The organism is Bradyrhizobium frederickii (assembly GCF_004570865.1).
Taxonomy (GTDB): Bacteria; Pseudomonadota; Alphaproteobacteria; order Rhizobiales; family Xanthobacteraceae; genus Bradyrhizobium; species Bradyrhizobium frederickii.
In genome coordinates this window covers 299,664-326,423 of record NZ_SPQS01000008.1, presented here as the reverse complement: position 1 = coordinate 326,423, position 26,760 = coordinate 299,664, and the positions used below count along the sequence as shown (strand labels likewise).

Sequence of the window (26,760 nt, the reverse complement as noted above, 5' to 3'; positions counted from 1 at the left end):
TCAGTATGGACGGCCGGGGCGCCTGGCGGGACAACGTGTTCGTTGAGCGGCTGTGGCGCAGCGTCAAATACGAGGAGGTGTATCTGCGGGCCTACGACAGCGTCAGCGACGCTCGCGCCTCGATTGGCCGCTATCTGGACTTCTACAATTGCCGCCGTCCACATTCGAGCCTTGACGGCAGCACACCGGATCAAGCCTACTTCACCCCGCTGCCGCTCCGCACGGCAGCCTAACCCCGGCAGAGGCTCCACTTATCGACGCGGATATTCTGTTCAGACAACCGGGGCCAGCTCAGATCTCGTCCTTCGCTGAGCTGTTCTTCGAAGAGCCGGTCAACGCAGAAATCTCGGACTTCGTCCGCGAGAAGATGCGTGAGCGGCTCAAGGACCCGAAGCTGTGCGACCTCCTGATCCCCACAGAGTATGGCTTCGGGACGCACCGGGTGCCGCTCGAGCAGAACTTCCTCGAGGCTTTCCATCGGCCCAATGTCGAGATCGTCAGCGTCAAGAACAATCCGATCGAACGGGTGACGCCGGTGGGCATCCAGACCGCCGACGGCACGGTCCATGACCTCGATATGATCATTCTCGCAACCGGCTTCGACGCCGGTACTGGCGCCCTGACCCGCATCGATATCAGGGGACGGGGCGGACGATCGCTCAAAGAGGATTGGGCCAAGGATATTCGCACGACGATGGGCCTGCAGGTTCACGGTTACCCCAACATGTTCACGACAGCCGCGCCGCTCGCGCCTGCGGCTGCTCTGTGCAACATGACCACGTGCTTGCAGCAGCAGGTCGAATGGATCGACAACTGCATCAGGTACATGCGGGCCAAGGGCCTGACGGTGATCGAGCCGACCAAGGACGCGGAAGACGGCTGGGTGACGCACCACGACGAGATCGCCAACGCGACGCTGATCGCAAAGACCAATTCCTGGTACCTGGGCTCGAACGTCGAAGGCAAGCCGCGCCGCGTTCTTTCCTATTGCGGCGGCGTCGGCGCCTATCGCCAGAAATGCGACGAAGCCGCGGCGAGCGCATACCAGGGCTTTGCCATGAACTGACCGCGCAAGCGCCGCCTCGAGCGAACAATTTTCAATCCACACCGGAGGACAATTATGATCATGAACTTTGGCGCGACGGCAGACACCGTTCTCGAAGATGTCGTTGCATCCACGCCGAGCGTACCGGGCGTCGTCGCGATGGTGACGAATCGCTACCGCAATGTCTACGAGGGCGCTGCCGGCAAGCGCCGGCTCGATTCTGCCGCCGACATGACGACCGACAGCATCTTCGCCATCTTCTCCACGACGAAGGCGATTACCGGTACGGCGGTCCTGCAACTTGTCGAGCAAGGCAAGCTCGATCTCGACGCGCCTGCGCAGCGCTATGCGCCCGAGATCGGCAAGCTCCAGGTGATCGATGGCTTTGACGACAGGGGCGAGCCGATCCTGCGTCCGCCAAAGCGCGATATCACCACCCGCATGCTGATGACTCACTCCGCAGGATTGAGCTACGATTTCATCAACCACACCTACAATCGGCTGGCCCAGGAAAAGGGTCAGCCAAGCGTGATCACCGCGACCAAAGCCTGCCTGATGACCCCGCTCTTGTTCGAGCCGGGCGAGCGATGGGACTACGGAACCAACATCGATTGGTGCGGCCAGATCGTCGAAGCCATCGCGGACCGACGGCTCGGGGACGTCTTCAAGGCGCGCATCTTCGAACCGCTCGGGATCAAGGACATGACCTTCGAACTGACCGAGCCGATGCGCCAACGACTGGCCGGTATCCACGCGCGAAACGCCGACGGCTCGCTGACGCCGATGGATTTCGAACTGCCGGCCAAGCCCGAAGTTCATATGGGGGGTCACGGACTCTACGGCACCGTCGGCGACTACATGCGCTTCATCCGCATGTGGCTGAATGACGGAGCGGGCGAGTACGGCCGCGTGCTGAAGGCCGAAACCGTGCGCATGGCGGAGAAGAACCATCTCGGCGACAAAAAGGTGACGCCGATCAGCGGAGTCATTCCCTCGCTGTGCAATGACGCGGAGTTCTTCCCCGGCCAGTCCAAGTCGTGGGGACTGACCTTTATGATCAACGACGAACAAGCGCCGACGGGACGTCCCGCCGGTGCGCTTGGCTGGGCGGGCCTTGCCAACCTGTTCTACTGGATCGACCGCCAGAACGGCTTCGGCGGGTTTTGGGCCACCCAAATTCTCCCCTTCGGTGATCCAGCGTCGTTCATCGGTTACATGAACTTCGAGACGGCGTTCTACCAGAGCCTGAAGCAGCGCATGGCAAGCTAGACTTGCGTTTCAAGGGTCCAATGGGAGGCCGATCATGAGATCGGCCTCGTCCTCAGCAATTCGGCCTCAGCCCTGGTTCTTCGCCACGTGCGCGGCGAAGGCATCGATGTACTGCTGCAGCACCGTCTTCAGGGAATCCTTGGTCAAATTGCCGTCCGCGTCGAAGGCGTCGCCGACGCCGTTGAGGTAGATTTCCGGCTGCTGCAGCAGCGGACCGGAGATGCCCGGCAGGATGTTCTGCAGATGCTTGGCCGCGCTGACGCCGCCGAGCGGTCCCGGCGAGTTGGAGATGATGCCAACCGGCTTGCCGAGGAACGAGCTCTTGCCATAGGGACGCGAGGCGACGTCGATGGCGTTCTTGAGGACGCCCGGGATCGAGCGATTGTATTCGGGGGTGACGAACAGGACGCCGTTCGATTTCTGAAGCTTGTCGCGGAAGGCGAGCCAATCCGCGGGCGGCGCACCCTCGAGATCCTGATTGAAGAACGAGATGCCGGCCGGCGTGATGACCTCCAGCTTCAGCGAGCCAGGCGCGAGCCTGGCGAGCGCGTTGGCGATCTTCAGCGAAAAGCTGTCCTTGCGCAGGCTGCCGGCGATCGTGACGATATTGTAGGCCATGAGGTGTCCTTGAACCTTGAGGGAAGTGCCCGATGGCACTTAAGCGATCCGAACCGATGGATGCAAGTGCATGAATCAGCCCGATTTGGAAACGCTGCGTTTCGCGAAAGTAGATGGTTCAAACAAATCGGGCCGCCTAGCGGCGGCCCGATCCTTGCGCGCGGATGCTGACCCAGCTCAGAGCGTCGGATTCCACGCCGACGGAATCAGGCGATATTTGACGCCGTCCTTTTCGACATGGCCGACCGACGGGAACGTGAAGTGGAAGCCGACCACGGTGGCCTTCTCCGCTGCCGCCATGTCGTAGAATTTGTGGCGCGTCGCCTGCGCCATCGCAGCATCCATGTCGAACGCGACGTGCCAGTCCGGATTGCGCAGGAAGAATTCCGGGATGTTGGTGACGTCGGACTGGATCAGCACCTTGGCGTCGCCCGACGCAACCGCGAACGAGGTGTGGCCGGGCGTGTGGCCCGGCGTTGCGATCGAGGTGATGCCCGGCGCGACCTCCTTGCCCCAGTCATACTTCGTCACCTTGGACTCGAGGCCGGCGAAGATTTTCTTCACGTTGGCGAAGTTGCTCTTCAGCGCCTGATTGGACTCGGCCTTGGCGGCGTTGTCCTCACTGGTCCAGAACTCCCACTCCTTGCCGGGCACCATGATCTCCGCGTTCGGAAAGGCCAAGGCGCCGTCGGCCAGGCGAACGCCGTTGATGTGGTCGCCGTGCATATGCGACAGCAGCACAACGTCGACGCTCTTGGGGTCGATGCCGGCAGCCTGGATGTTCTGCAATGTGCGGCCGACTGCGCCCTTGCTCGCCTCGAAATTGGCTATGCCGTTACCGGTATCAATCAGCACCAGCTTGGAGCCGGTATTGATGAGCTGAGGGTTGAACGGGATCGTGACCATGCCCTTCGGCATGTAGGCCGCCTCCCCGGCGGCCAGCGCCTCGTCCTTCGGAATGTTGGCGACGAACTTGTCCGGCATCGGAAAAGTGCGCGCACCGTCGTTGATCGAGGTGCACTCGAAGCTGCCGACCTTGTAGCGATAGAAGCCCGGCGCCTGCGTTCCCGCTTGCGGGACTGAGGCCTTGGCGGCGGTCGGTCCAAGCCCGGTCGCGGCAGCCGCACCGAGGGCGGCGGCGCCTGCGAGCAGTTGACGGCGATTGAGATCGATCATGGAGAGGTCCCCTTCTGAGCGCTTTGCGGTTTTTCCGCTTGCAATGGCGGCGGAATAATCTCCGGCTGCGCTCAGAAGGCAAGACCTTCCTTCGGTGACCTGCCTTCGCAGATCACGATTATTTATTCGGGTTGATGAGGAATTTTTCCCCGGTGGCGCGTTTGCCGTACACGGCGATGTTGGCGGGATCGAGCGCCTCGGCCAGCGAGACCACCTTGGTGTAGTGGCTGGCGAAGGTGGTCTTGAGCTCGGATGCCACACGCTGGCGCAGGCGGCCGATCTCGGCCGGGCCGATCTTCTGGAGGAAGGGCGTCAGCAGCCAGCCGCCGACGCCCCAGGTCAGACCGAACGACCGGCTCAATTCGGTCGGCCGATTGTCGAGGCTGCCGTAGATGTAGACCTGCTTGTACACGTTGGAGCCGTAGCGGCTGTATTCCTTCGCGGTCTTGTTGGCCGCGACTTCCATCGCAGTCAGAATCTGGCTGGCCAGCTTGCCGCCGCCGATGGCGTCGAACGCGATCGTGGCGCCGGTCTCGACCAGCGCATTGGTGAGAGCGTCCGTGAAATCAGGCGCGCTGGAATCCACGATGTACTTGGCGCCGATCTTGCGCAGGATATCGGCCTGCTCCTTGCTCCGGACGATGTTGACGAGGTCGATGCCGTCCTTGATGCAGATCTTGTTGAGCATCTGGCCGAGATTGGAGGCCGCCGCGGTGTGCACGAGCGCCTTGTGGTTCTCGCGCCGCATCGTCTCGGTCATGCCGAGCGCGGTCAGCGGATTGACGAACCAGGACGCGCCGTCGGCGGCCGTGGTGCCCGCCGGCAGCTCCATGACGTCGCGGACCTTCAGCACGCGGTACTGCGTGTACATCGCGCCGCCGATCATCGACACCGTCTTGCCCATCAGGGCCTTCGCAGCGTCCGACGATCCGGCCCCAATCACCGTGCCGGCGCCCTCGTTGCCGACCGGCAGCGACTGATCGAGCCGGGCTCCCATCATCCGCATCGTCGCCTCCGGCATCGTCGCGGTGATGACCGGCATCTCCTTCGTGCCGGAGGCCTTGGCGGCCGACATGTCGGCCGGCCCGATGAGGAGCCCGAGGTCGGAGGGGTTGATCGGCGTCGCCTCGACGCGAACCACGACCTCGTCGTCGGCCGGCTCCGGCGTCGGGACGTTCACGAGGGACAATTCCAGCTCGCCGCTCTTCTTGAGCAGCGAACGCAGCTGCAGTCCGGACTTGCCGTCGCTCATGTCGGTCCTCCCCTGTGTTTGGTAAAGCGCCGGCTTATGCCAGCGCCTTCAGTGCCGCCTTGCCGCCGTACAGCGCCTGCTTGCCGAGCTGCTGCTCGATGCGCAGGAGCTGATTGTATTTGGCGGTGCGGTCGGAACGCGCAAGGGAGCCGGTCTTGATCTGACCGCAATTCGTTGCGACCGCGAGGTCGGCGATGGTGGAATCCTCGGTCTCGCCGGAGCGGTGCGACATCACCGAGGTGTAGCCGGCCTTGTGCGCCATCTCGACGGCGGCGAGCGTCTCGGTCAGCGTGCCGATCTGGTTGACCTTGATCAGGATCGAGTTGGCGCGGCCGGCCTTGATGCCGTCGGCGAGGCGCTTGACGTTGGTGACGAACAGGTCGTCGCCGACGAGCTGGCACTTCTTGCCGACGAGGTCGGTGAGCTCCTTCCAGCCGTCCATGTCGTCTTCCGACATGCCGTCCTCGATGGTGACGATCGGATAGCGCGAGACGAGGTCAGCGAGGTACTTGGCCTGCTCGGAGATCGAGCGGGTCTTGCCCTCGCCTTCATAAACGTACTTGCCGTCCTTGAAGAACTCGGTCGAGGCGCAGTCGAGGCCGAGCACGATGTCGCTTCCGGCCTTGAAGCCGGCCTTGCCGATCGCGTTCATGACGAAGTCGAGCGCGGCGTCGGCCGACGGCAGGTTCGGGGCAAAGCCGCCCTCGTCGCCGACATTGGTGTTGTGGCCGGCCTTCTTCAGCTCCGACTTCAGCGTGTGGAAGACTTCCGCGCCATAGCGCAGGCCCTCGGCAAAGGACGAGGCGCCGACGGGCAGGATCATGAATTCCTGGAAGTCGATCGGGTTGTCGGCATGCACGCCGCCATTGATGATGTTCATCATCGGCACCGGCAAAAGGCGCGCCGAGGTGCCGCCGACGTAACGGTAGAGCGGCATGTCGAGCGAGTTGGCGGCGGCCTTGGCGCAGGCCAGCGAGACGCCGAGGATGGCGTTGGCCCCCAACCGGCTCTTGTTCGCCGTGCCGTCGAGGTCGATCATGATCTGGTCGATCTGGGCCTGCTGCTCGACATCGAGGCCGCTGAGGGCCTCGAAGAGCTCGCCGTTGACGGCGCCGACCGCCTTGCTGACACCCTTGCCGAGATAGCGGGCCTTGTCGCCGTCGCGCAGTTCCACCGCCTCATGGGCACCCGTCGACGCGCCGGAAGGCACGGCAGCGCGGCCGAGCGCGCCATCCTCCAGCACGACATCGACCTCGACGGTGGGATTGCCCCGGCTATCGAGGATTTCGCGGCCGATGATGTCGATAATGGCGGTCATGATGTGCACTTCCGTTCGTTAGGGCTGATCGGTGCCGCGGGTCTTACACGGGCCGCAAGCAAATGTGAACGCTTGGACGGTGGGCTTCGACTGACGCGTGAAGCGGCCGGGGCTAAGCTCGAATTCGCCTGATCTGCGCGTCCAACCTCAATCTCAACCAGCCGGGGTAACGCCATGAATCGCCGCCAGTTTCTTGTCTCGAGCGCCGCGCTGCTCGCGACCCGCCCAGCTCTTGCCCAGGAAGGTCCGTTCCGGACGAAATATTTCCCGATCAGTGCCGGCATCGGCCTGCATGATCTAGCCCCCGCCCCCGACGGTTCGGTCTGGTTCACGGCGCAGGGCAAGGGCCTGCTCGGCAGGCTCGATCCCCGGGATGGCCGTTTCAAGACGCTCAGCCTCGGCGAGGGCGCCGCTCCGCATGGCGTGACCATCGGTCCCGACGGCGCGCCCTGGATTACCGAGGGCGGCCAGAACGCGATCGCACGGGTCGATCCTGCCGATCTCAAGGTCACCCTGTTCCGCCTGCCGGAAAAGTTCGCTGCCGCCAATCTCAACACCGGCGTGTTCGACAAGGAGGGCACTTACTGGTTCACCGGTCAGTCCGGCTATTACGGCCGCCTCGCGCCGAAGTCTGGCGACATGAATGTGTTCAGGGCGCCCAAGGGCGTCGGCCCCTACGGCATCACGGTCACCCCCAAGGGCGATGTCTGGTACGCCTCGCTCGCCGGCAGTCATATCGCGAAGATCGACCGTGCGACCGGCAATGCCAGCGTTGTCGAGCCGCCGACGCCGGGCCAAGGCTCGCGGCGGGTGTGGTCCGACTCGAGGAGCCGGATCTGGGTCAGCGAATGGAATAGCGGCCATGTCTCGGTGCACGATCCCGCCGATGGGTCGTGGAAGACGTGGAAGCTGCCGGGCGAACGCCCCCGCGCCTATGCCGTCTTCGTCGACGACAAGGACAAGGTCTGGCTGACCGATTTCTCCGCCAACGCCATCGTCCGCTTCGATCCTGCTACGGAGACGTTCAACCTCTTCGCCAGCGACAAGGCCAATGCCAATGTGCGCCAGCTCGACGGACGGCCGGGTGAGCTCTGGGGCTGCGAGTCCGGCAACGACCGCATCGTCATGATCCAGACGATCGCGAGCGGTTGACGGCCGCGATATTTGCGTCCATCCCGGCATCGAAACAGGATGTGACGACGATGGCGAAGAAATCCCTCCAGCTCGGCCGTGCGGTCGAGTGGCCGCACACACCGGAAGACGGCCAGCTCGACCGCGTGCCCAATCCGCAAAAAGGCACCGACTATCTGGTGCGCTTCACCGTGCCGGAATTCACCTCGCTCTGTCCGGTCACGGGCCAGCCGGATTTCGCACATCTGATGATCGACTACGCGCCGGGTGCCTGGCTGCTGGAGTCGAAATCGCTCAAGCTCTACATCGCGAGCTTCCGCAACCACGGCGCCTTTCACGAGGACTGCACCGTGATGATCGGCAAGCGCATCGCCTCGGAGATCAAGCCGAAATGGCTGCGCATCGGCGGCTATTGGTATCCGCGCGGCGGCATTCCGATCGACGTGTTCTGGCAGACCGGCCGCGTGCCGAAGGGCCTTTGGGTGCCCGAGCAAGGCGTCGCGCCCTATCGCGGGCGGGGCTGAGAACGACGCGAACGGCGAAGCGCGCGAACCTGGTTGCGACGCGCCTTGCGCTACTTCGAGACGGATGACCTTTCCCAGGGCCGTTTGCCGTTGGCATCTCGGTCCCATGGACGCGCGGTCGGCGCGTTCTTTTCCTCGGTAGCCGCTTTCGCTCGGTCAGCCTGCACCTGCTCGCGATCCGTCACGGGCGGCTTGGGCTCGACTTGAGACGTCTGCGCGGCGACCGGAGCAATGCCGAGCAGCGCGGCGATCAGGAACTTTGTCATCCCCGGCTGTAGCACGCCGATGGCACGACGTCCGATTTTAGTTGCAGGATTCCGGTGCACTTTCGTCAGGTGCGCGCGTCGGAGGGTGCCCGCGGCTTGAGCAGCCGGGCACAGACGAGGCCCAGCACCACCATGACCGCGGCGCTGACAAACAGGGTCGGCATCTTGCCGGCGTGATGCAGCCCGAAGCCATAGGCGAGCGGGCCCACGGTCTGCCCCATGAAGAAGAAGAACGAATGCAGCGACAGCGCGGTGGCGCGCGCATCGACCGAGAGCTCGCTGGCGAAGACCTGCAGACAGCCATGGGCGATGTAGAAGCCCCATCCCATCACGATGAGATTCAGCGCCTGCACTTCCCAGCGCGGACCGAACGCGACGGCGACGAGCTGCGAGGCCACCAGCGTCATGCCGGCAATCATCATGCCCTTCATGCCCAGCCACGGCAGCAGGCGCGACACCGTCAGCGTGTAGAACAGGCCGCCGACCGCAAAGCCCGCGATGACCATGCCGGCGATCGACAGCGAGGTCTGGCCGAGCTCGAACAGGAACGAGGCGATGTAGGGAAACAGGCCGAGCACGCAGCAGCCTTCGATGAACACCGCCGAATAGCAGACATAGGCATTCGGGTTCGTGAAGATGGTGCGATAGCCGGCCTTCAGTGCCGACAGACTCGTCTTCGGCGGAGGCTTGACCTTGGCGCCGCGAAAGCCGGCCGCCACCGCGATCGACGCCACGATCACGAGCCCCCCGAGCACCGCGAGCACGCCGCGCCAGCCGAGGAAATCGCCGATCAGACCCGAAGCCGAGGCGCCGAGCAGATTGCCGGTCATGGCGCCGGCCAGCGTGCGGCTGATCGCAACCTGGCGCTTCTCGGGCCCGACGAGATCGCTGGTCAGGCTGAGCGCCACCGGGAACACGCCGCCCGAGCCGATGCCGGCGAGGATGCGGGTCGCAAACAGAACCGAGAACGAGGTCGAAAATGCGCCCAGGATGTTGGCGAGGCCGAGCAGCGCGAGGCAGCCGATCATCAGCCGCGTCTTGCCGAACAGATCGGCGGCAGCGCCGATGATGGGCTGGATGATCGAGAAGGTGAAGGCGAACACCGCGGCAAAGCCCGCGGCGGTGGCGATGCTGACGTTAAAATCCTCGGCGACGTGCGGCAGCACCGGATCGAGCGCGCGCGCCGACAAGGCTGCGGCGAAGCTTGCGCCTGAGATGACGTAAAGCGCTGTCGGCAGGCCGTGATCGTGCGCCCGCGCCTCGCCTTGCTGCATCAGCGCGGGTTCTTTGCCAGCGCGTCGAACGCCATCAGTCTGGCGATCAGCCCCTCGAACTCGCGCAGCGGCACCATGTTGGGCCCGTCGGAGGGCGCGCGATCAGGATCGGGATGGGTCTCGATGAAGACGCCGGCAACACCGACCGCGACCGCAGCGCGGGCGAGCACCGGCACGAATTCGCGCTCGCCGCCCGAAGAGGCCCCCTTCCCGCCCGGCTGCTGCACCGAATGGGTGGCATCGAAGATCACGGGGGCGCCAGTGGTGCGCGCCAGGATCGGCAGCGCGCGCATGTCGGAGACCAGCGTGTTGTAGCCGAACGACACCCCGCGCTCGGTGACGAGCACGTTTGGATTGTTCGCACTCGTGATCTTGGTGACGACATTGGCCATGTCCCACGGCGCCAGGAACTGGCCCTTCTTGACGTTCACGACCTTGCCGGTCGCAGCCGCGGCCAGCAGCAGATCGGTCTGCCGGCACAGGAAGGCGGGGATCTGCAGAATGTCCACGGCCTGCGCCACCTCGGCGCATTGCGCGGCCTCGTGCACGTCGGTCAGGACCGGCAGGCCGAGCGAGGCGCGGATTTCGCCGAAGATCGGCAGCGACTGCGAAAGGCCGAGGCCGCGCGCAGCCGAGGCGCTGGTGCGGTTGGCCTTGTCGAACGAGGTCTTGTAGACGAGGCCGATGTTCAGCCGCGCAGCGATCTCCTTCAGCGCGGAGGCGACCTCCAGCGCATGCTGACGGCTTTCGAGCTGGCAGGGTCCGGCAATGATCGAGATCGGCAGGTCATTGCCGAATTTGACCTTTCCAATGGTGACGACCGGCGCCGCTGAATGCGAAGAGCTCAAGGCAAATCCCTCGTTTCGGCGCGACCATAGCCGCGATGAGGGTCGGATCAACCCTATTCGGCCCGGACCGTTCGAATATCAGGGTTGCGCCGGAGCTCCCCGCCGCGGTGCGGATCGCTACTTCACCGCCGAGAATGCGGTCGGCGTCAGGATCTGGCTGACGATGTTGCCGACGATCTGGCCGTCGGCTTCGCTCTCGGCACGGGCTTTCATCCAATCCGGATCGGTCATGAACGCGCCCCACTTCTTCTCGCGCTCGGCGAGCGACTCCCAGGCCAGGAAATAGGTCAGTTCCTGGTTGGAGTCACCGATCAGCGTCGTGAAGAACCCGGCCTGCCTGATGCCGTGCTTCTCCCAGATTTTCAGCGTGGCGGTCTCAAACCGCTTCAAGAGCGCCGGCAGCCGGCCGGGCAGGCAGCGATAGACGCGCATTTCGTAGATCATTGCAGTTCACTCCCTTTGTTCTTGCGGCGGGAGTTGTCGCAACAAATTGCGCACCCGTCAAAGGCGGGCCGAGCCGGCTACACCAGCCGGCTCTGCACCATCGCCGCCTGAATGAACGAGGCGAACAGCGGATGCGGCTCGAACGGGCGCGACTTCAGCTCGGGGTGGAACTGAACGCCGATGAACCAGGGGTGGTCCTCGTACTCGACGATTTCAGGCAGCACGCCGTCGGGCGACAGGCCTGAGAATTTCAGGCCGTGCTGCTCGAGGCGGTCCTTGTAGGCGGTGTTGACCTCGTAGCGATGGCGGTGACGCTCGGAGATCTCGGTGGCGCCGCCATAGACCTGCGAGACGCGGCTGCCGCGGCTCAGCGCCGCAGGGTATGCGCCAAGCCGCATCGTGCCGCCGAGATCGCCGGCCTGCGAGCGCTTCTCGAGCTCGTTGCCGCGCAGCCATTCCGTCATCAGGCCGACCAAGGGCTCCTTGGTCGGGCCGAACTCGGTGGAATTGGCGTCCTCGATGCCGACGAGGTTTCGCGCCGCCTCGATCACCGCCATCTGCATGCCGAAGCAGATGCCGAAATACGGCACGTCGCGCTCGCGCGCGAACTGCGCCGCCTTGATCTTGCCTTCGGCGCCGCGCTGGCCGAACCCACCCGGGACGAGGATGCCGTTGACGTGCTCGAGGAACGGCGCGGGATCTTCCTTCTCGAAGATCTCGCTCTCGATCCAGTCGAGATTGACCTTGACCTTGTTGGCGATGCCGCCATGCGAGAGCGCCTCGATCAGCGACTTATACGCATCCTTCATGCCGGTATATTTGCCGACGATGGCGATGGTGACGTTGCCTTCGGGATTGCGCACGCGCTCATTGATCTCTTGCCAGCTGCGCAGCTCCGGCGGAATCCGCGAGCCGATGCCGAAGGCGGCGAGCACCTCGTCGTCGAGGCCCGCATTGTGATAGGCCTCGGGCACCGCGTAGATGTTGTCGACGTCGCGCGCCTCGATCACGGCGCTTTCGCGCACGTTGCAGAACAGCCCTAACTTGCGCCGCTCTTCCTTCGGGATCTCGCGGTCGGTCCGGCAGAGCAGGATGTCCGGCTGGATGCCGATCGACCGCAACTCCTTCACCGAGTGCTGCGTCGGCTTGGTCTTCAGTTCACCGGCGCTCGGAATATAGGGCAGCAGCGTCAGATGGATGTAGACGGCGTGATCGCGCGGCAGCTCGTTCTTGAGCTGGCGGATCGCCTCGAAGAACGGCAGACCCTCGATGTCGCCGACCGTGCCGCCGATCTCGACCAGGACGAAATCATAATCGTCATTGCCGTCGAGGACGAATTCCTTGATCGCGTTGGTGACGTGCGGAACCACCTGGATGGTCGCGCCGAGATAATCGCCGCGGCGCTCCTTGGAGATGATGTCCTGGTAGATGCGCCCGGTCGTGATGTTGTCGGCCTTGGTCGCCGGCCGGCCGGTGAAACGCTCGTAATGACCGAGATCGAGATCGGTCTCCGCGCCGTCATCGGTCACGAACACTTCGCCGTGCTGATACGGCGACATCGTTCCGGGATCGAGATTGAGATAGGGGTCGAGCTTGCGGAGGCGGACCTTGTAGCCCCGGGCTTGCAACAGCGCACCGAGTGCCGCTGAAGCCAGACCCTTGCCGAGCGAAGAAACCACGCCGCCGGTGATGAATATGTACCGCGCCATGGGACTTAACCTCTAATCCCTCGAATTCGATTCGCCAAAGCGATTCGTATTCCGCCCCAAAGATTCTGCGGGCCTGTGGGTGAGCCAAAACGAAGAGTGGTGACAGTGCCTTGATGGGGATTGTTGAGGCAGGACGGTAGCGGCCGCCCTGCATGGCCCCCCTGCTTTATTGCGAGCGCGGCACCTGTGGGCCGGTCGGAGCCGGCGCCTGCTGCTGCTCGTCCGCCTTCTTCAGCGAATCCAGGATGCCGCCCGAGGTCGGCGGCGCGATCGGCGATCCGCCGGCCGGCTGGCCCTGCGACGCCGGCGTGCCGATGATCGACGACGGCGCGCGGCTGTAGCCGGCGTGCCAGGACAGGAACATGCTGGTGAGGAAGAAGCCGGCGGCCAGGATCGCGGTGGTTCGCGTCAACAGGTTCGCGGTGCCGCGGCTCGACATGAAGCCCGCGCCGCCGCCCATGCCAAGGCCGCCGCCTTCCGACTTCTGGAGCAGGACGGCGCCGATCATCACGGCGACGATCATGAGATGGATGACGATGACAACGGTCTGCATAGTGCCCTTCCGTCACAAGCGGGCGGCGCCTGACGTCGGCCGATCGCGCTTCGCGGGTTTTCCTGAAGTTGCGCGGTGTTACACGATCGGAAGGGGCATTGCCACCCCCGATCGGGTCCGGGTCAGCGCTTTGGACTTAGCTAGGGGCAGCCCTTGGCGATCGCAAGGAAATCGGCCGCCTTCAGGCTGGCGCCGCCGACCAGGGCTCCGTTGACGTTCTTCACGGCCATCAGCTCGGCCGCATTCGAGGGCTTGACCGAGCCGCCGTAGAGGATGCGCATCCGGCTACCTTCGGCGTTGAACCTGACGGTCAGGAGTTCCCGGATAAACCCATGAATCTGCTCGACATCCTTGGCCGTGGGGGTCAGGCCGGTGCCGATTGCCCAGACCGGCTCATAGGCCACGACGAGATTCGCGGCGGTCGAGCCGTCCGGCAGCGAGCCGGCGAGCTGCCCGCGCAGAATCTCCAGGGTCTGACCGGCGTCGCGCTGGCCCTGGGTTTCGCCGACGCAGACGATCGCTGTCGCCCCGGCGCGCCAGGCCGCTTCAGCCTTCTGGCGGATCAGGGCATCGCCCTCGCCGTGATCGGCGCGGCGCTCGGAATGGCCGACGATGACGGCGCTCGCCCCCGCATCCACCAGCATTTCGGCGGCAATATCGCCGGTATGCGCGCCGGAGGCCTTGGGATGGCAATCCTGGGCCCCGACCGCGACCTTCTTGCCGCGCGCCTTCTCGGCGAAGGCGGCAATCAGGGTCGCGGGCGGGCAGACCAGCAGGTCGGCCTTGCCGGTCACCTCGGCCGCACCGTCGAGCATGGCCTCGAACTCGGCAGACTGGGCCTTCAGGCCGTTCATCTTCCAATTGCCGGCGATCAGGGGGCGGATGGCGTCGGTCATGTCGATTCCCAGCAAAATGAGGTTTGTGCATGCGCTAGCAGAGGACCTGCCGCAGTTCCAGAGACCAGAGGCTTTTCACCGCAGCCGTAAGCGGTCCCCGGACCTGAGGTTGCGGGGGGAAAGCCGCCACTTTATGATGATGGATCAATTTGGTGACGCGCTTTTGCGGAATCTGCATTAAGACGCGCTCCCGTTCCCCTCCTGCTCAGACAAGTTGGACCAAATGCTTCGAGGAATGCGCAAGGCCTCATCAAACTGGCTCGGCAAGACCATTATGGCCGTGGTGATGGGCGTGTTGATCATCAGTTTCGGCATTTGGGGCATCGCCGACATCTTCAAAGGCTTCGGGCAGTCCACGGTCGCCAAGATCGGCCGCACCGAGATTTCGCTGAACGAGTTCCGCCAGATCTACACCGACCGCCTGCAGCAGATCGGCCGTCAGATCGGCCGTCCGCTGACGCCCGACCAGGCGCGCGCCTTCGGCCTCGACCGCCAGGTGCTGCAGCAGACCATCGCGGAAGCTGCCCTCGACGAGGAGGCGCGCCGGCTCGGGCTCGGTCAGTCCGATGACCAGATCCGCCAGCTCATCATGAACGACCCCAACTTCAAGGGTGTCGGCGGCAATTTCGATGCGAACCGCTTCCAGGCCATGATCCGCAATTTCGGCTATACCGAGCAGCGCTACGTGGCCGAGCAGCGCAAGGTGTCGCTGCGCCGGCAGATCACCGGCACGATCGGGGCCGGCCTCGAGCCGTCGAAGGCCATTATCGACGTGCTGACGCGCTACCAGAACGAGCAGCGCGCCATTGAATTCGTCAGACTCGATGCCGCCCAGTCGGGCCAGATCGACGCGCCCTCGCCCGAGGCGCTCGCGGCCTATTTCGAGGAACACAAGGTTCAGTTCCGCGCGCCCGAATATCGCAAGATCGCCTTCGTGGTGGTCTCGCCGGAAGAGATCGGCAAGTGGAGCGAGGTGTCGGACGAGGACGCCAGGAAGGTGTTCGAGCAGCGCAAGGACCGGCTCGGCACGCCGGAGAAGCGCCAGATCCAGCAGATCGTCTTCCCCAACGCCGCGGAAGCGCAGGCCGCCCGGGAGCGTCTCGTCGGCGGCATGTCGTTCGAGGACCTCGGCAAGGAACGCGGACTGAGCGCCTCCGATGTCGATCTTGGCCTCGTCACCAAATCTTCACTGGACGCCGTAGTCGGGGAAGCCGCGTTCGCGCTTCCCGCCGGCGAGATCAGCCAGCCGATCCAGGGCGCGCTCGGCACGTCCATCGTCAAGGTCGACAAGATCGAGCCGGGCAAGGAAGCGGACTACGCCAGCGCGGCCGGCGACATCAAGCGCGAGATCGCGACCGAGCGCGCGCGCGTCAAGGTCAATGATCTCCGCGACAAGATGGAAGACGAGCGCGGCGGCGGCGCCAGCGTGATCGAGGCGGCGCAGAAGCTCGGGCTCACCGCCGTGACCATCGAGGCTGTCGACCGCTCCGGCCGCGCCCCGAACGGCCAGCTGGTCGCCAGCATTCCGCAGGGCCTCGACGTGGTGTCGCAGGCCTTCAACACCGATGTCGGCGTCGACAACGATTCGATCTCGTTCAAGGGCGGCTATGTCTGGTACGACGTGCTCGCCATCACGCCCTCGCGCGACCGCAATCTCGACGAGGTCCGCGACCAGGTCGAGGCGCGCTGGCGCCAGGACCAGATCGCGACCAAGCTCAAGGCCAAGGCGACCGAGATGGTGAAGAAGCTCGAAGCGGGCGGCAAGCTCGCCGATGAGGCCTCCGCCATCGGCGCCAAGGTCGAGACCGCGACCGGCTTCAAGCGCGACGATACGCCAGCCGGCGTGCCCGCAGCGGTCGTGGCGGCCGCCTTCCGCACCGCCAAGGATGGCGTCGGACAGACGCCGGTGACCGGCGGCACCGAGGTCATCGTCTTCCGCGTCACCGACATCGTCGGTCCCGCGGTCGACGTGGCCTCCGACGCGGTCAAGAAGCTGAAGGAGAGCCTCGACCGCGCCCAGACCGAGGAGCAGGTCGCCTCCTACGTCAACAAGCTTGAAACCGACATCGGCACCACCATTAATCAGGCCGCCTTCGCGCAGGTGACCGGCGCGAACCAGTGAGTTGAAAGCACGCGATGGACGACCTGAAATCGATCATTGGAAAAGTGGCGACCGGCGCCAGCCTGTCGCGTGACGAAGCCGCTGCCGCCTTCGACGCCATGATGAGCGGCGAGGCCACGCCCTCGCAGATGGGCGGCCTGTTGATGGCGCTCAGGGTGCGCGGCGAAACCGTGGACGAGATCACCGGCGCGGTCGCGGCGATGCGCTCCAAGATGCTGACCGTGACGGCACCGCCGGACGCCGTCGACATCGTCGGCACCGGCGGCGACGGCTCCGGCTCGGTCAACGTCTCGACCTGCGCCTCCTTCATCGTCGCGGGCGCCGGCGTGCCGGTGGCCAAGCACGGCAACCGCGCCCTGTCGTCGCGCTCGGGCGCCGCCGACGTGCTGGCCTCGCTCGGCGTGAAGATCGACCTCAGGCCGGAGCAGGTCGGGCGCTGCGTGCGCGAATGCGGCATCGGCTTCATGTTCGCGCCCGCCCACCATCCTGCGATGAAGAACGTCGGCCCGACCCGGGTCGAGCTCGCGACGCGCACGATCTTCAACCTGCTCGGCCCCCTGTCCAATCCGGCCGGCGTGAAGCGGCAGATGGTCGGCGTCTTCTCCAGGCAATGGGTGCAGCCGCTGGCGCAGGTGCTCAAGAACCTCGGCTCCGAATCCGCCTGGGTGGTGCACGGCTCCGACGGTCTCGACGAGATCACCCTCACCGGCCCGACCTTCGTCTCCGCGCTCCACAACGGCGAGATCCGGAATTTCGAGGTGACGCCGGAAGACGCGGGCCTATTGCGCTGCGAGTCCGGCGCGCTGAAGGGTGGCGATGCGGACGCCAATGCGATCGCGCTGCAAAGCGTGCTCAATGGCAAGCCGAGCGCCTATCGCGACGTGGCCTTGATGAACGCCGCCGCCGCACTGGTCGTGGCCGGGCGCGCCAACGACCTCAAGGAGGGCGTTGCGATCGGCACCAAGTCTCTCGACAGCGGTGCGGCGAACATGCGCCTGAAGCACCTGGTCGCGGTCTCGAACGGCTGAGCCTGACATGTCGGACATCCTGACCAAGATCGAGACCTACAAGCGCGAAGAGATCGCAGCCGCCAAGCGCGCACAGCCGCTCGAGGCGATTGAGGCAAAGGCGAAGGCGCAAGGGGCTCCGCGCGGCTTCGTGCGCGCGATCAAGGCCAGGCACGCCAACGGCGACTACGCGCTGATCGCCGAGGTGAAGAAGGCCTCGCCCTCGAAGGGCCTGATCCGCGCCGATTTCGATCCGCCGCAGCTCGCCAAGGCCTATGAGGCGGGCGGCGCCGCCTGCCTGTCGGTGCTGACCGACACGCCCTCGTTCCAGGGCCATCTCGACTTCATGGTGGCGGCGCGCGCCGCAACGTCCCTGCCGGTGCTGCGCAAGGATTTCATGTTCGACACCTATCAGGTGGTCGAAGCCCGCGCGCACGGCGCCGATTGCATCCTGATCATCATGGCCGCGCTCGACGATGCCACCGCCGGGGATCTCGAGGACGCTGCGACTGCCTACGGCATGGACGTGCTGATCGAGATCCACGACCGCGCCGAGCTCGACCGGGCGCTGAAACTTCGTTCGCCGATGATCGGGGTCAACAACCGCAATCTTCGCACCTTCGAGACCACGCTCGCGACCAGCGAGGCCTTGGCGCCGCTGATCCCGGCGGACCGGCTGATGGTCGGCGAGAGCGGCATCTTCACGCCCGCCGATCTCGCCCGGCTCGAGCGCGTCGGCATGTCGACCTTCCTGGTCGGCGAGAGCCTGATGCGGCAGGCCGACGTCACCGCGGCGACGCGCACGCTGCTGGCGCGGCAGACGGGCGCGCGCGCGACCGGTACGCGCTGACATGGCGCGCAAGGCATCCGCGACCAGGCCGTCAAAGACCGGGACCTTGAAGACCGGGACCTTGAAGACCAAGGCCGGCCCCGCCCTCACCCATATCGGGGCCTCCGGCGAGGCGCGCATGGTCGACGTGTCGGACAAGCCGGCCACCGAGCGGCTCGCGGTCGCGGAAGGCCGCGTCGTCATGACCAAGGCGACGCTCGACCTGATCGTGTCAGGCAACGCCAAGAAGGGCGACGTGCTCGGCACCGCGCGCATCGCGGGCATCATGGCCGCCAAGCGCACCTCGGAGCTGATCCCGCTCTGCCATCCGCTCGCGCTGTCCAAGGTCATTATCGACATCGAGCCCGACGCAAAGCTGCCGGGCTGCCTCGTCCGCGCCAGCGTGAAGGTGACGGGACCGACCGGCGTGGAGATGGAGGCACTCACCGCGGTGTCGGTCGCCTGCCTCACCATCTACGACATGATCAAGGCGGTCGAGCGCGGGGTGCGCATCGAAGGCATCCATCTGGTCGAGAAGCTCGGCGGCAAGTCCGGGCATTACCGCGCCTGAAGCCCCCTCGTTTCGGCGACCCGGCGCTCCTGCAACGCGCATCGCTTGCTTTTGCGCGGGGCAATTCATGCTCCGTTAACCCCGCTTCCTAACTTCGCCTCCACATCGTCTCCGTAAACCAACGGGTGTTCTCAGGGCCATAAGTTGATCCTGAGGTGTGCGCGGCAATGATCAGCATGACGACGAGATTCGGCTTTCGCTTTTTTGACCAGGCCTTCGTGCGCAGCGGCCCGATCCGTTGGCTGGTGGCGGGCGGCACGCTGCTGATCGCGGCGATCGCGATAGGCTCGGTCCTGATGGCGCAGAATTTCCGCGAGCGGGCGCTGCGCAACTCCAGCCGCGAGCTGGAAAACACCGTGCTGATGCTTGCCCATCACTTCGACCAGCAATTGCAGGATTTCGCGGTCATCCAGAAAGACTTCGTCGATCACGCGCGTTCGATCGGCATCTCGAGCGTCGCAGACTTACGCGCGCGCCTCTCTGGTCAGGAGGTCCACCGCATGCTGCGTTCGAAGATCGAGGCGCTGCCCCATATCGGCGGCGTCAACATCATCGATGCCGAAGGCAACCTGATCAATTCATCGACGACGTGGCCGGCTCCCAAGGTCAACGTGGCCGACCGCGCCTATTTTCGCACCTTAGGTATGATCCCAATGCGCCCGACGTCTTGATCGAGCCATTGCACAGCCGCATCTCCGGTGCCTGGACCGTCTTGGTGGCCCGGAGGATCGTCGGGCCCAACGGCGAGTTCCTCGGTGTCGTCGGACGCGGCATCGAGCCCGCCAACTTCGAAAAGTTCTTCGCTACCGTCGCGCTCGGCGAAGGCGCGACGATCTCGATGCTGCATCGGGACGGCACGCTGCTCGCCCGCTATCCCCATTCCAGCGAATTGATGGGACGAAACTTCAAGACCGGTCAGTTCGAACACCAGCGGGTTTTCGGGCTCGATCATTTCGCCGGCCGTTTCACGAGCCCGATCGACGGCGACGATCGACTGATCTCCTCGCGCGCCCTGCCCCATTTCCCGATCCTGATGATGGCAACCACGACGCGTGCGGCGGCCCTGGCCGACTGGCGCGAGCAGATCGGCATGCTGGTCTCGGTCGCCGTGGCCTCCGCGCTCGCCATCGCAGGCTTGCTGATCGCGGTCGTGCGCAAGCTGCTGGAGCAGCACCGCGCCTCGCGCGAGCGGCTGACGCTGGAGAAGCAGCGGCTCGACCGCGCCGTCAACAACATGACGCAGGGTCTTCTGCTGTTCGACGCCGAGCGGCGGCTGGTGGTCTGCAACCAGCGCTACATCGAAATGTACGGATTGTCGGCCGAGATCGTGAAGCCCGGCTGCAGTTTTCACGACATCATCGCCCATCGCAAGGCAACCGGCTCCTTCGCAGGCGACGTCGGCGCTTACGTCGCGCGCGTGCTGAAGGGCGTCCATACGCGCAATTCCATGGTGGTCGATACCTCCGATGGCCGCTCGATTCACATCCTCAACGAGCCGCTGACGGACGGCGGCTGGGTGGCGACCCATGAGGACATCACCGAGCGCCGCCGCATCGAGGAGCGCATCACGCACCTTGCCCATTACGACGCGCTGACCGATCTGCCCAACCGTGCCATGTTCCACGAGCATCTGCGCAACGAGCTGGCCACGGTCGGCAACGGCGAAGAGATCGCGGTGCATTACATCGACATCGACGAGTTCAAGGGCGTCAACGACGCGCTCGGCCATCTCGTCGGCGACGAATTGTTGAAATCGGTTGCGGCAAGCCTGCGCCGCTGTGCGGGCCCGGCGGATTTCGTGGCGCGGCTCGGCGGCGACGAATTCGCCGTCGTCCAGAGCGCGGTGACGTCGCGAGACCAGGTCGACGAGCTCGTCGCGCGGATGTACGCGACCATCCGCGCGCCGTTCGACTGCATGGGCCATCATCTCACCACCGACGCCAGCATCGGCATCGCGCTCGCGCCGGAACACGGCACGGTGCTCGACCAGATCCTCAAGAACGCGGACATGGCGATGTACGCCGCCAAGTCCGCCGGACGCCGCACCTATCGCTTCTTCGAGCCGGAGATGGATGCCAAGGTGCGCGAGCGCCGGCAGCTCGAGAGCGACCTGCGCCACGCCATCGCTCATGGCGGCCTCGAGGTCTATTACCAGCCCTGCCTCAGCCTGAAGGACGATCGCGTCACCGGCTGCGAGGCCCTGGTGCGCTGGCGCCATCCCGAGCGCGGCATGGTCTCGCCGGCGGAGTTCATCCCGATCGCCGAAGACACCGGCCTGATCAGCGAGGTCGGCGAATGGGTGCTGGCGACCGCCTGCCGGGACGCCGTGAACTGGCCCGACGACATCCGCCTCGCGGTCAACGTCTCGCCGGTGCAATTCAAGAGCGGCACCCTGGCACTGAAGATCATGGCGGCGCTCGCTGCTTCGAACCTGCCGGCGAGCCGGCTCGAGCTCGAGATCACCGAGGCGGTGCTGATCCGCGACGACGATGCCGCGCTCACGATCCTGCACCAGCTCCGCGCCATCGGCGTGCGCATCGCGCTTGACGATTTCGGCACCGGCTACTCGTCGCTGAGCTACCTGCACCGCTTCCCGTTCGACAAGATCAAGATCGACCGCTGTTTCGTCGACGACATCGCCGGTCCCGACGGCTCCGCCAGCATCGTCCAGGCCGTCGTCAATCTGGCGGCCGCGCGCCGCATGACCACCACGGCCGAGGGCGTCGAGACCGAGGAGCAGCAGCGCCTGCTGCGTGCGCTCGGCTGCTCCGAGATGCAGGGCTATCTGTTCAGCGCCGCCAAGCCCGCCGACAAGGTGCTGGAGCTGTTCGCGCTGCATCGCAGCCGGCTGGCCCAGCGCGAAGGCAGCGGCAGCCGCCGCCGCGAGGCGGGTTAGGTCGGACCTCGGTTATCGCCACAGCGGCATTCCCAGAAACTTTCCTCGAGGCATACAACACAGGTCTGCTCGAGCCGCTCTTTCAGCGCCTGCCTTGCGCGATGAAGACGAACGGTCAGGTTGTTCACCGTCACGCCCAGATCGGCGGCAACCAGTTCCCGCGGTTCGCCGCCAAGATCGACCCTTCTAATGACCTCGGCATGCTCCGGCTTCAGCAGGGACAGATGGACATGGAGACACTCGCAAACCACGCTATTCGCCGCGGCACCCTGGTCAGCCGCCAGACGATCGTTGAGTTCATGCGGGAACGGCATCTCCCGCGTCCTGCTTCTTGATACCTGGCGATGGAAGTCGGCGATGGTCGTCGCCAGAACCCTGCTGAGCCAGCCTCGAACCGAATCCGCGTCGCGAATGTCGCCAGACCGCTCCAGCGCGCGCAACATGAATGCCTGCAGCACCTCTTCCGCTTCGGCCCGACCGCCAACGCGTCGCTGCAGATAATCGCGCAGGCGATCGTAGCTGCCGACGAGCGCGGCACGAACGACCGTGTCCTGCACGTCCAGAGAACCTGCCGCCCGCACCGGCGGCCCCTCGTTCGGCGATTTCATGACTTATCGTCCTTGCGTGCCATTCGGCAGATCGCTTCGTTGGAGCCAGGTTCGCCAGATCGCCCGCCAGCGCGATCGGCGGATACCGCCGCTCCCGAACAGAAGTCGTGAGAGATCGCCGCTCGGGTTGCTCGCGCGGCGGCTTCGCCTTGCCGCCAGCCAATGATCGCCCTGTCGACGTCCTTCCGCTCAACGCGTAGCGCCACGCGAGTCCCTGGCGCGACCACCATCATCCGCAGGGATGCACCCCGTCGCGGACGTGTCGATCGGCGCTCTGACCTGGAGCGGCGCAGTACGGTCTTCGGGAGCTAGCTCAGGCGATGGGGGGACGGTAGTGGCGGCGGAACGCGCCTTCGTGGGCGATCACGTCGGGCTGCGCTTCGCAGCGCGAGCGCTGGGACCCGAATTTCGCGATTCCAGGAGCTTGAGGCGACACGGCGCTGAAGCACAGCACCGAGCCGCAGCAGGCCGCATGTCGGTCGCCGTGCCCGTGGTCGTCGTCACAATCCCCCTCCATCGCAACGTCATGCGAATGCAACGCAGATCCGGCATAGATCTGATCGTGTGCATGCGCAGGCTGTTCGCACGGTATCGCCGTGACGGGGGAGATCGGGATCGCAAGAGACGGCGTCATCGACGCAAGCAGATAGGCGATGGCGACAAGCCATCCCCACCACCTTCGCCTTGGCCTTGTCGAGCCAATCATTCCTGCACCGCTACTTGCCCTGGAAGATATAACTCTGGTTGTGGCGTCGGCCAACAGAAAACGAGGAGCGGCCATGCAGGACGGACCTTTCACCACGTTCGTCCGGTGGAATTTTGGGCTTCGGCAAGGCATCGCCCGTCGGCGACCCATTGCAAGACGCATCACGAAATATTTTCGGGCGATGCTGTAATGTTGGAGACCCACAAGCGTCGCCCGCACCGGTCAATGGTGCTTCAGCCAGCCGACGCCCTTGATGTCGTTGAACGAGTCCGTCCTGTGGCACAGAAAGCATTGATCGACCGATGCATGCTCCTGTCCCGCGATCATCCGGTCCATCATGAAGTGGCCCATGTTGTGGCTCGGCGGCGCCGGATGGCATTGCGCGCAGTCCTTCGAGGTTGGCGAAGGATGCAGGAAACCCACAATTTTCCAGGACGCGAGCGCATGACAATTCGCGCATTCCCGCCCAAATAATTCGCGGTGCGGATCGCGGTTGCTGTGACAGCTTGCACAATTGAGCGCCGCCTTCTCCGGCTGCTCCGACTTTGGCAGGCCGAGAAACTCCCTCAGGTCCGCTGTCATTTGATCGGCCGCGGTCCGGCCGAACACCGTCTTGTCGGAGGCAGACATCGCGACTTGCAGCAGCGACGCATGGTTCATCCCTGTCGGCCGCATGCCGCCGGCATGTTCGCGATGACAGCCGGAGCATTGACCACCCGCCACGGCGTGGAACGCCGTCGATTGTTTGGCAAGATCGGCAGCTGAAGGCGCGTGGCAGGCGATACAGGCGGCCGCCTCGACGCCTTTGACCGGCGTATGGCAGCTCTCACAGCTGTTGGACAGAAATGCATGCTTCGCAGACAGCGGACCGGGACTTACGATCCGCGCCCATCCCGGTACGATCCCTGGACTGCCCCGAAACAGGGCGATCGACGCGGCCGCCGCACTTGCGACCGCCAGTGTCGCGACCACGACGTAGAGCGCCCCTCGGATCGTCACGCGAGCCACCGCAGCCCGTAATAGACCTCGCTCGCCACGTGGACCACGAGCAGCGCGTACATGACAATCGCGGCCACGACATGCAGTCCGATCCACTGCATGAAGACCTTCTTGACCGCCTCGCGCGAGCCGATCGCCGCTTCGACGTCGGAAATGCCATCGACGAGTTGCAGCAGCGGCACATCCTGCAACACTCGTGCATGCATGCCGGGCCCGTCTCGCTGATCCCGATCGGGCGACGACATCGCCGCTGCGGTGTGCTCATAGGCCGATCTCAAGGTCGCCAGATGCGACTGCTGCTGGCGAAGCTCCATTGCGGTTTGCGGCAGGTAGTAGCGGCCGACGAATCCGGTGATGACGACGATCAGCATGCTGGTCAGAAGGGCGATCCCAAGCGGACTCTGGAGTTTGTGCCCGGTGTGCAGCAGCGCGAGGAAGGCCGCGACGAGCCCGGCATAGGCATGAAACGCCAGGAGCGTCGACATCGATACGCATCGCGTGACGAGCGCCTTGAGCCTCGTGCTGTGGTTGATCAGGGGATAGGCGAGAAGAAGGATCATCAACGCGGCCGCACTCACCCCGAGGACAAAGCCGGCCAGGCTTCCGGCAAACCGGCTGTTGGAATGAAGCAGGAAAGCCGGCACCAGCAGCAACAGGGCAGCCAGAACGGCATCCGCGATCAGGCGCTCTCTCCCGTTCATCCGTCAGGCCTCGACAACCAGATCGCCGATGGATCTCGCCTGGCAGGCTAGGATGAGACCGTTCGCCTTGTCGTCCGCGGTCAGGGCGTCCTGAACCTCCATCGCGACGTTCCCTTGCAACAGATGGGTCTTGCAGAGCCCGCAGACCCCGGCCCTGCAGGAATAGTCGATCGCAACTCCGGCGCTCTCAGCGACCTCCAGGACGCTCTTGTCCGGCGGTAACGCCGCAATCTTGCCGGATCTCGTGAAGCGGATGGTTGCCGTTGCCGGGCCGATTGCCGCGGCCCCTTGGTTGCCGGCTTCATCTTCCGGCACCCCCGCCTCGGCGGCGACCTTGCCGGGCGGTGGAACGGCGCCGCGGGCCGGCCCGAAGGCTTCCGTCTTGATCCGCTCGCCCGGCACGCCGAGGCCGATCAGGGTTTTGCGGAGCGCCTCCATCATTCCGGGCGGACCGCACAGATGAACGCGCCGCTTCGCAAGGTCCGGCACGGCCTGCGTCAGGAATTCGGCTGTGATCTGCCCCTCGCGTCCCATCCAGGACGTGCCCGCCGCCCGCATCATCGTGGCCGCGACGTGCAGATTGTTCATCCTGCGCTGGAGATATTCCAGCTCGTCGCGGAAGATGAATTGCTCCGTCGTCTGCGCGCCATAGACGAGGTAGATCTGGCCGGGCCATGCGATGTCCGAGAGATACCGGATCGCCGCCATCAGCGGCGTGATACCGACGCCGCCGCCAATCAGGACGACGCTGTCGGCCTCCGTCCCCGTGAACGTAAAGGCGCCGGACGGGCCTGCGACCTCGACGAGGTCCCTCTCCTTCAAGCGGCCATGCATGTAGTCGGACAGCAGCCCGCCTTCTTGGCGCTTGATCGTGGTCTCGACATAGGCGGTCTGGGCGGCGGACGAGGCGATCGTGTAGGAGCGCCTGACTGTCTGTCCGCCAATCTCGATGGCGTAGGTCAGGAACTGCCCGGGCAGGAACGTAAACGGGATCGCACCACCCTCCGCTGCCTGCAGACGGAAGGTCTTCACATCAGGCGTCTCCTGATAGATCGCACAGATTCTCAGCTTGCCTTTCCAGGGGCCGCTCGCCGCCCCGCGCTGCGGTCGGCGGTCCGGATCCCGGGAGAGTGTCGTTCCGTCCCTGTCGTTCGGCGGGCCGGCGGTCGGCGTGGCCACGAGTCGCGTGGCAGCGACCGGAGCGACCGCCGCGCGCGCCAGTCGGTCGACGAGCGCGTTCGCCCGGCGCATGCGCGCGAGATAGATCGCAAGCATTCCCACGGAGAACAGCACCAGCAGCGCCATGGTGGTGACGTGAAACCAGGAGATTGCCGTCGCGCCGTCATCGGCATCCATGGCGCTTCGAGCAGGCAGCAGGTTCATTTGCGACTTGAACCAGGCCTGCGCGATCTGCTGCGGCGGTTTGCCTTCGTGAAGCGAACGCAGGGCGATCACACCGCTCTGGACCTCGTTCAGGGATTCGCGAAGCCGACGCGAGGCCTGATCCGCGGCAACGATGTCGCCCCCGGCGACCGCGTGCCGCAGGTCCATTTCAGCACTCGCCAGGCGATCGGCCTCAGCGCTGATCCGCGCGCGCGCCTGGCCCTCAAGACTGCTCCTCTGCTCGGCGGACAGCGCCGGCATGTCCATCAATGCCGGATAGAACGCCTTCCGCGGCCGGCCCATCATGCCGTCCATTCCATCCATCATGCCCGCCGCGGCAGCGCCAGGCGGCGCGCCCGCCGCATGACCCTCGCTTGAACCGGCTGATCCATCCGGCTTCGGCCTCGCTTCTCCGCCGGTTCCGGCGGGATGGTGGGCGGCGTGATCGCCCTCTGCCTCCGCGACCTGCCAGCGCTGGGCGAACCGACCGGCGGCGTGCGGCAAGCCGCGGCCGACGTCCGAGGCAGGCGCAGCAATCGCGAAGGGCTGGCTCGCCAGGATGGCAAGCGCAAACAGGCCGGAGCGACATCGAAAGGACGAACCGAACATGATGTT

General features: G+C 65.0%; 23 protein-coding genes and 2 pseudogenes. 10 read left to right on the top strand and 15 right to left on the bottom strand.

Features of this window, described 5'->3' with window-relative positions; genetic code table 11:
* The 3 genes and pseudogenes from E4K64_RS16740 to acmB form a co-directional block, all read left to right on the top strand.
* Positions 1 to 233, top strand: a 233-nt coding sequence (locus E4K64_RS16740) for an integrase core domain-containing protein (protein ID WP_135164484.1), incomplete at its 5' end; no start/stop codon positions are given.
* Positions 234 to 295: 62 nt separating this feature from the next.
* A pseudogene (locus E4K64_RS16735) lies at positions 296 to 1,066 on the top strand (NAD(P)/FAD-dependent oxidoreductase); the annotation flags it as partial.
* Positions 1,067 to 1,120: 54 nt separating this feature from the next.
* Complete coding sequence (gene acmB / locus E4K64_RS16730) at positions 1,121 to 2,314, top strand: methyl acetate hydrolase AcmB (protein ID WP_135164483.1); 1,194 nt, start codon at positions 1,121 to 1,123, stop codon at positions 2,312 to 2,314.
* Between the two features lie 66 nt (positions 2,315 to 2,380).
* On the opposite strand, the gene E4K64_RS16725 is transcribed toward acmB, so the two are convergent.
* The 4 genes from E4K64_RS16725 to eno form a co-directional block, all read right to left on the bottom strand.
* Positions 2,381 to 2,932 carry an NADPH-dependent FMN reductase gene (locus E4K64_RS16725; RefSeq protein ID WP_135164482.1) on the bottom strand — a complete coding sequence of 184 codons (552 nt, stop codon included), beginning with the start codon at positions 2,930 to 2,932 and terminating at the stop codon, positions 2,381 to 2,383.
* A 177-nt stretch (positions 2,933 to 3,109) separates the two neighbouring features.
* The gene (locus E4K64_RS16720) at positions 3,110 to 4,108 is read right to left on the bottom strand and encodes an MBL fold metallo-hydrolase (RefSeq protein WP_135164481.1); all 999 of its coding nucleotides are present in this window, start codon (positions 4,106 to 4,108) and stop codon (positions 3,110 to 3,112) included.
* A 118-nt stretch (positions 4,109 to 4,226) separates the two neighbouring features.
* Positions 4,227 to 5,360: a zinc-binding dehydrogenase gene (locus E4K64_RS16715; RefSeq protein ID WP_135164480.1), complete on the bottom strand. Its 1,134-nt coding sequence runs from the start codon at positions 5,358 to 5,360 to the stop codon at positions 4,227 to 4,229.
* Between the two features lie 34 nt (positions 5,361 to 5,394).
* Complete coding sequence (eno, locus tag E4K64_RS16710) at positions 5,395 to 6,678, bottom strand: phosphopyruvate hydratase (RefSeq protein WP_135164479.1); 1,284 nt, start codon at positions 6,676 to 6,678, stop codon at positions 5,395 to 5,397.
* 174 nt (positions 6,679 to 6,852) lie between these two features.
* Between eno and E4K64_RS16705 the strand changes: the two genes are divergently transcribed.
* Together E4K64_RS16705 and queF are read left to right on the top strand one after the other, a co-directional pair.
* Positions 6,853 to 7,830: a Vgb family protein gene (locus E4K64_RS16705; protein WP_135164478.1), complete on the top strand. Its 978-nt coding sequence runs from the start codon at positions 6,853 to 6,855 to the stop codon at positions 7,828 to 7,830.
* A gap of 50 nt (positions 7,831 to 7,880) precedes the next feature.
* Positions 7,881 to 8,333, top strand: a complete 453-nt coding sequence (gene queF, locus E4K64_RS16700) for a preQ(1) synthase (RefSeq protein WP_167772051.1) — start codon at positions 7,881 to 7,883, stop codon at positions 8,331 to 8,333.
* A gap of 50 nt (positions 8,334 to 8,383) precedes the next feature.
* On the opposite strand, the gene E4K64_RS16695 is transcribed toward queF, so the two are convergent.
* From E4K64_RS16695 to tpiA, 7 genes are all read right to left on the bottom strand, one after another.
* On the bottom strand, positions 8,384 to 8,599 hold the full coding sequence (locus tag E4K64_RS16695; RefSeq protein WP_135164476.1) for a hypothetical protein: 216 nt from the start codon (positions 8,597 to 8,599) through the stop codon (positions 8,384 to 8,386).
* 65 nt (positions 8,600 to 8,664) lie between these two features.
* The gene (locus E4K64_RS16690; RefSeq protein WP_135164475.1) at positions 8,665 to 9,873 is read right to left on the bottom strand and encodes an MFS transporter; all 1,209 of its coding nucleotides are present in this window, start codon (positions 9,871 to 9,873) and stop codon (positions 8,665 to 8,667) included.
* On the bottom strand, positions 9,873 to 10,721 hold the full coding sequence (gene kdsA / locus E4K64_RS16685) for a 3-deoxy-8-phosphooctulonate synthase (RefSeq protein WP_135164474.1): 849 nt from the start codon (positions 10,719 to 10,721) through the stop codon (positions 9,873 to 9,875). The genes E4K64_RS16690 and kdsA overlap by 1 nt, the downstream gene beginning before the upstream one ends.
* Before the next feature lie 117 nt (positions 10,722 to 10,838).
* Positions 10,839 to 11,165 (bottom strand): NIPSNAP family protein, encoded by a 327-nt coding sequence (locus E4K64_RS16680; RefSeq protein ID WP_135164473.1) that lies wholly within the window; start codon positions 11,163 to 11,165, stop codon positions 10,839 to 10,841.
* 77 nt (positions 11,166 to 11,242) lie between these two features.
* On the bottom strand, positions 11,243 to 12,874 hold the full coding sequence (gene pyrG, locus E4K64_RS16675) for a CTP synthase (RefSeq protein ID WP_135164472.1): 1,632 nt from the start codon (positions 12,872 to 12,874) through the stop codon (positions 11,243 to 11,245).
* A gap of 166 nt (positions 12,875 to 13,040) precedes the next feature.
* The gene (gene secG, locus E4K64_RS16670; protein WP_028136194.1) at positions 13,041 to 13,427 is read right to left on the bottom strand and encodes a preprotein translocase subunit SecG; all 387 of its coding nucleotides are present in this window, start codon (positions 13,425 to 13,427) and stop codon (positions 13,041 to 13,043) included.
* A gap of 140 nt (positions 13,428 to 13,567) precedes the next feature.
* Positions 13,568 to 14,323, bottom strand: coding sequence for a triose-phosphate isomerase (tpiA, locus tag E4K64_RS16665; protein ID WP_135164471.1), 756 nt, complete (start codon positions 14,321 to 14,323; stop codon positions 13,568 to 13,570).
* A gap of 223 nt (positions 14,324 to 14,546) precedes the next feature.
* On the opposite strand from tpiA, the gene E4K64_RS16660 reads away from it, so the two are divergent.
* The 5 genes and pseudogenes from E4K64_RS16660 to E4K64_RS16640 all read left to right on the top strand — a co-directional run bounded on the left by E4K64_RS16660 (position 14,547) and on the right by E4K64_RS16640 (position 21,748).
* Complete coding sequence (locus tag E4K64_RS16660; protein ID WP_135164470.1) at positions 14,547 to 16,445, top strand: peptidylprolyl isomerase; 1,899 nt, start codon at positions 14,547 to 14,549, stop codon at positions 16,443 to 16,445.
* 14 nt (positions 16,446 to 16,459) lie between these two features.
* The gene (gene trpD / locus E4K64_RS16655) at positions 16,460 to 17,473 is read left to right on the top strand and encodes an anthranilate phosphoribosyltransferase (RefSeq protein ID WP_135164469.1); all 1,014 of its coding nucleotides are present in this window, start codon (positions 16,460 to 16,462) and stop codon (positions 17,471 to 17,473) included.
* Positions 17,474 to 17,480: 7 nt separating this feature from the next.
* Complete coding sequence (trpC, locus tag E4K64_RS16650; RefSeq protein ID WP_135164468.1) at positions 17,481 to 18,302, top strand: indole-3-glycerol phosphate synthase TrpC; 822 nt, start codon at positions 17,481 to 17,483, stop codon at positions 18,300 to 18,302.
* Position 18,303: 1 nt separating this feature from the next.
* Complete coding sequence (gene moaC / locus E4K64_RS16645) at positions 18,304 to 18,852, top strand: cyclic pyranopterin monophosphate synthase MoaC (RefSeq protein ID WP_135164467.1); 549 nt, start codon at positions 18,304 to 18,306, stop codon at positions 18,850 to 18,852.
* Positions 18,853 to 19,028: 176 nt separating this feature from the next.
* Positions 19,029 to 21,748, top strand: a pseudogene (locus E4K64_RS16640) (bifunctional diguanylate cyclase/phosphodiesterase).
* Here the strand turns inward: E4K64_RS16640 and E4K64_RS16635 are convergent.
* The 4 genes from E4K64_RS16635 to E4K64_RS16620 all read right to left on the bottom strand — a co-directional run bounded on the left by E4K64_RS16635 (position 21,745) and on the right by E4K64_RS16620 (position 26,754).
* Positions 21,745 to 22,356, bottom strand: a complete 612-nt coding sequence (locus E4K64_RS16635; protein ID WP_135164466.1) for an RNA polymerase sigma factor — start codon at positions 22,354 to 22,356, stop codon at positions 21,745 to 21,747. The pseudogene E4K64_RS16640 and the gene E4K64_RS16635 sit on opposite strands and share 4 nt — an antisense overlap.
* Before the next feature lie 928 nt (positions 22,357 to 23,284).
* Positions 23,285 to 24,034, bottom strand: a complete 750-nt coding sequence (locus E4K64_RS16630) for a class III cytochrome C family protein (protein WP_235884686.1) — start codon at positions 24,032 to 24,034, stop codon at positions 23,285 to 23,287.
* A gap of 23 nt (positions 24,035 to 24,057) precedes the next feature.
* Complete coding sequence (locus tag E4K64_RS16625; RefSeq protein ID WP_135164465.1) at positions 24,058 to 24,762, bottom strand: iron reductase; 705 nt, start codon at positions 24,760 to 24,762, stop codon at positions 24,058 to 24,060.
* 3 nt (positions 24,763 to 24,765) lie between these two features.
* Positions 24,766 to 26,754: a 2Fe-2S iron-sulfur cluster-binding protein gene (locus tag E4K64_RS16620; protein ID WP_135164464.1), complete on the bottom strand. Its 1,989-nt coding sequence runs from the start codon at positions 26,752 to 26,754 to the stop codon at positions 24,766 to 24,768.
* Positions 26,755 to 26,760 lie beyond the last annotated feature (6 nt).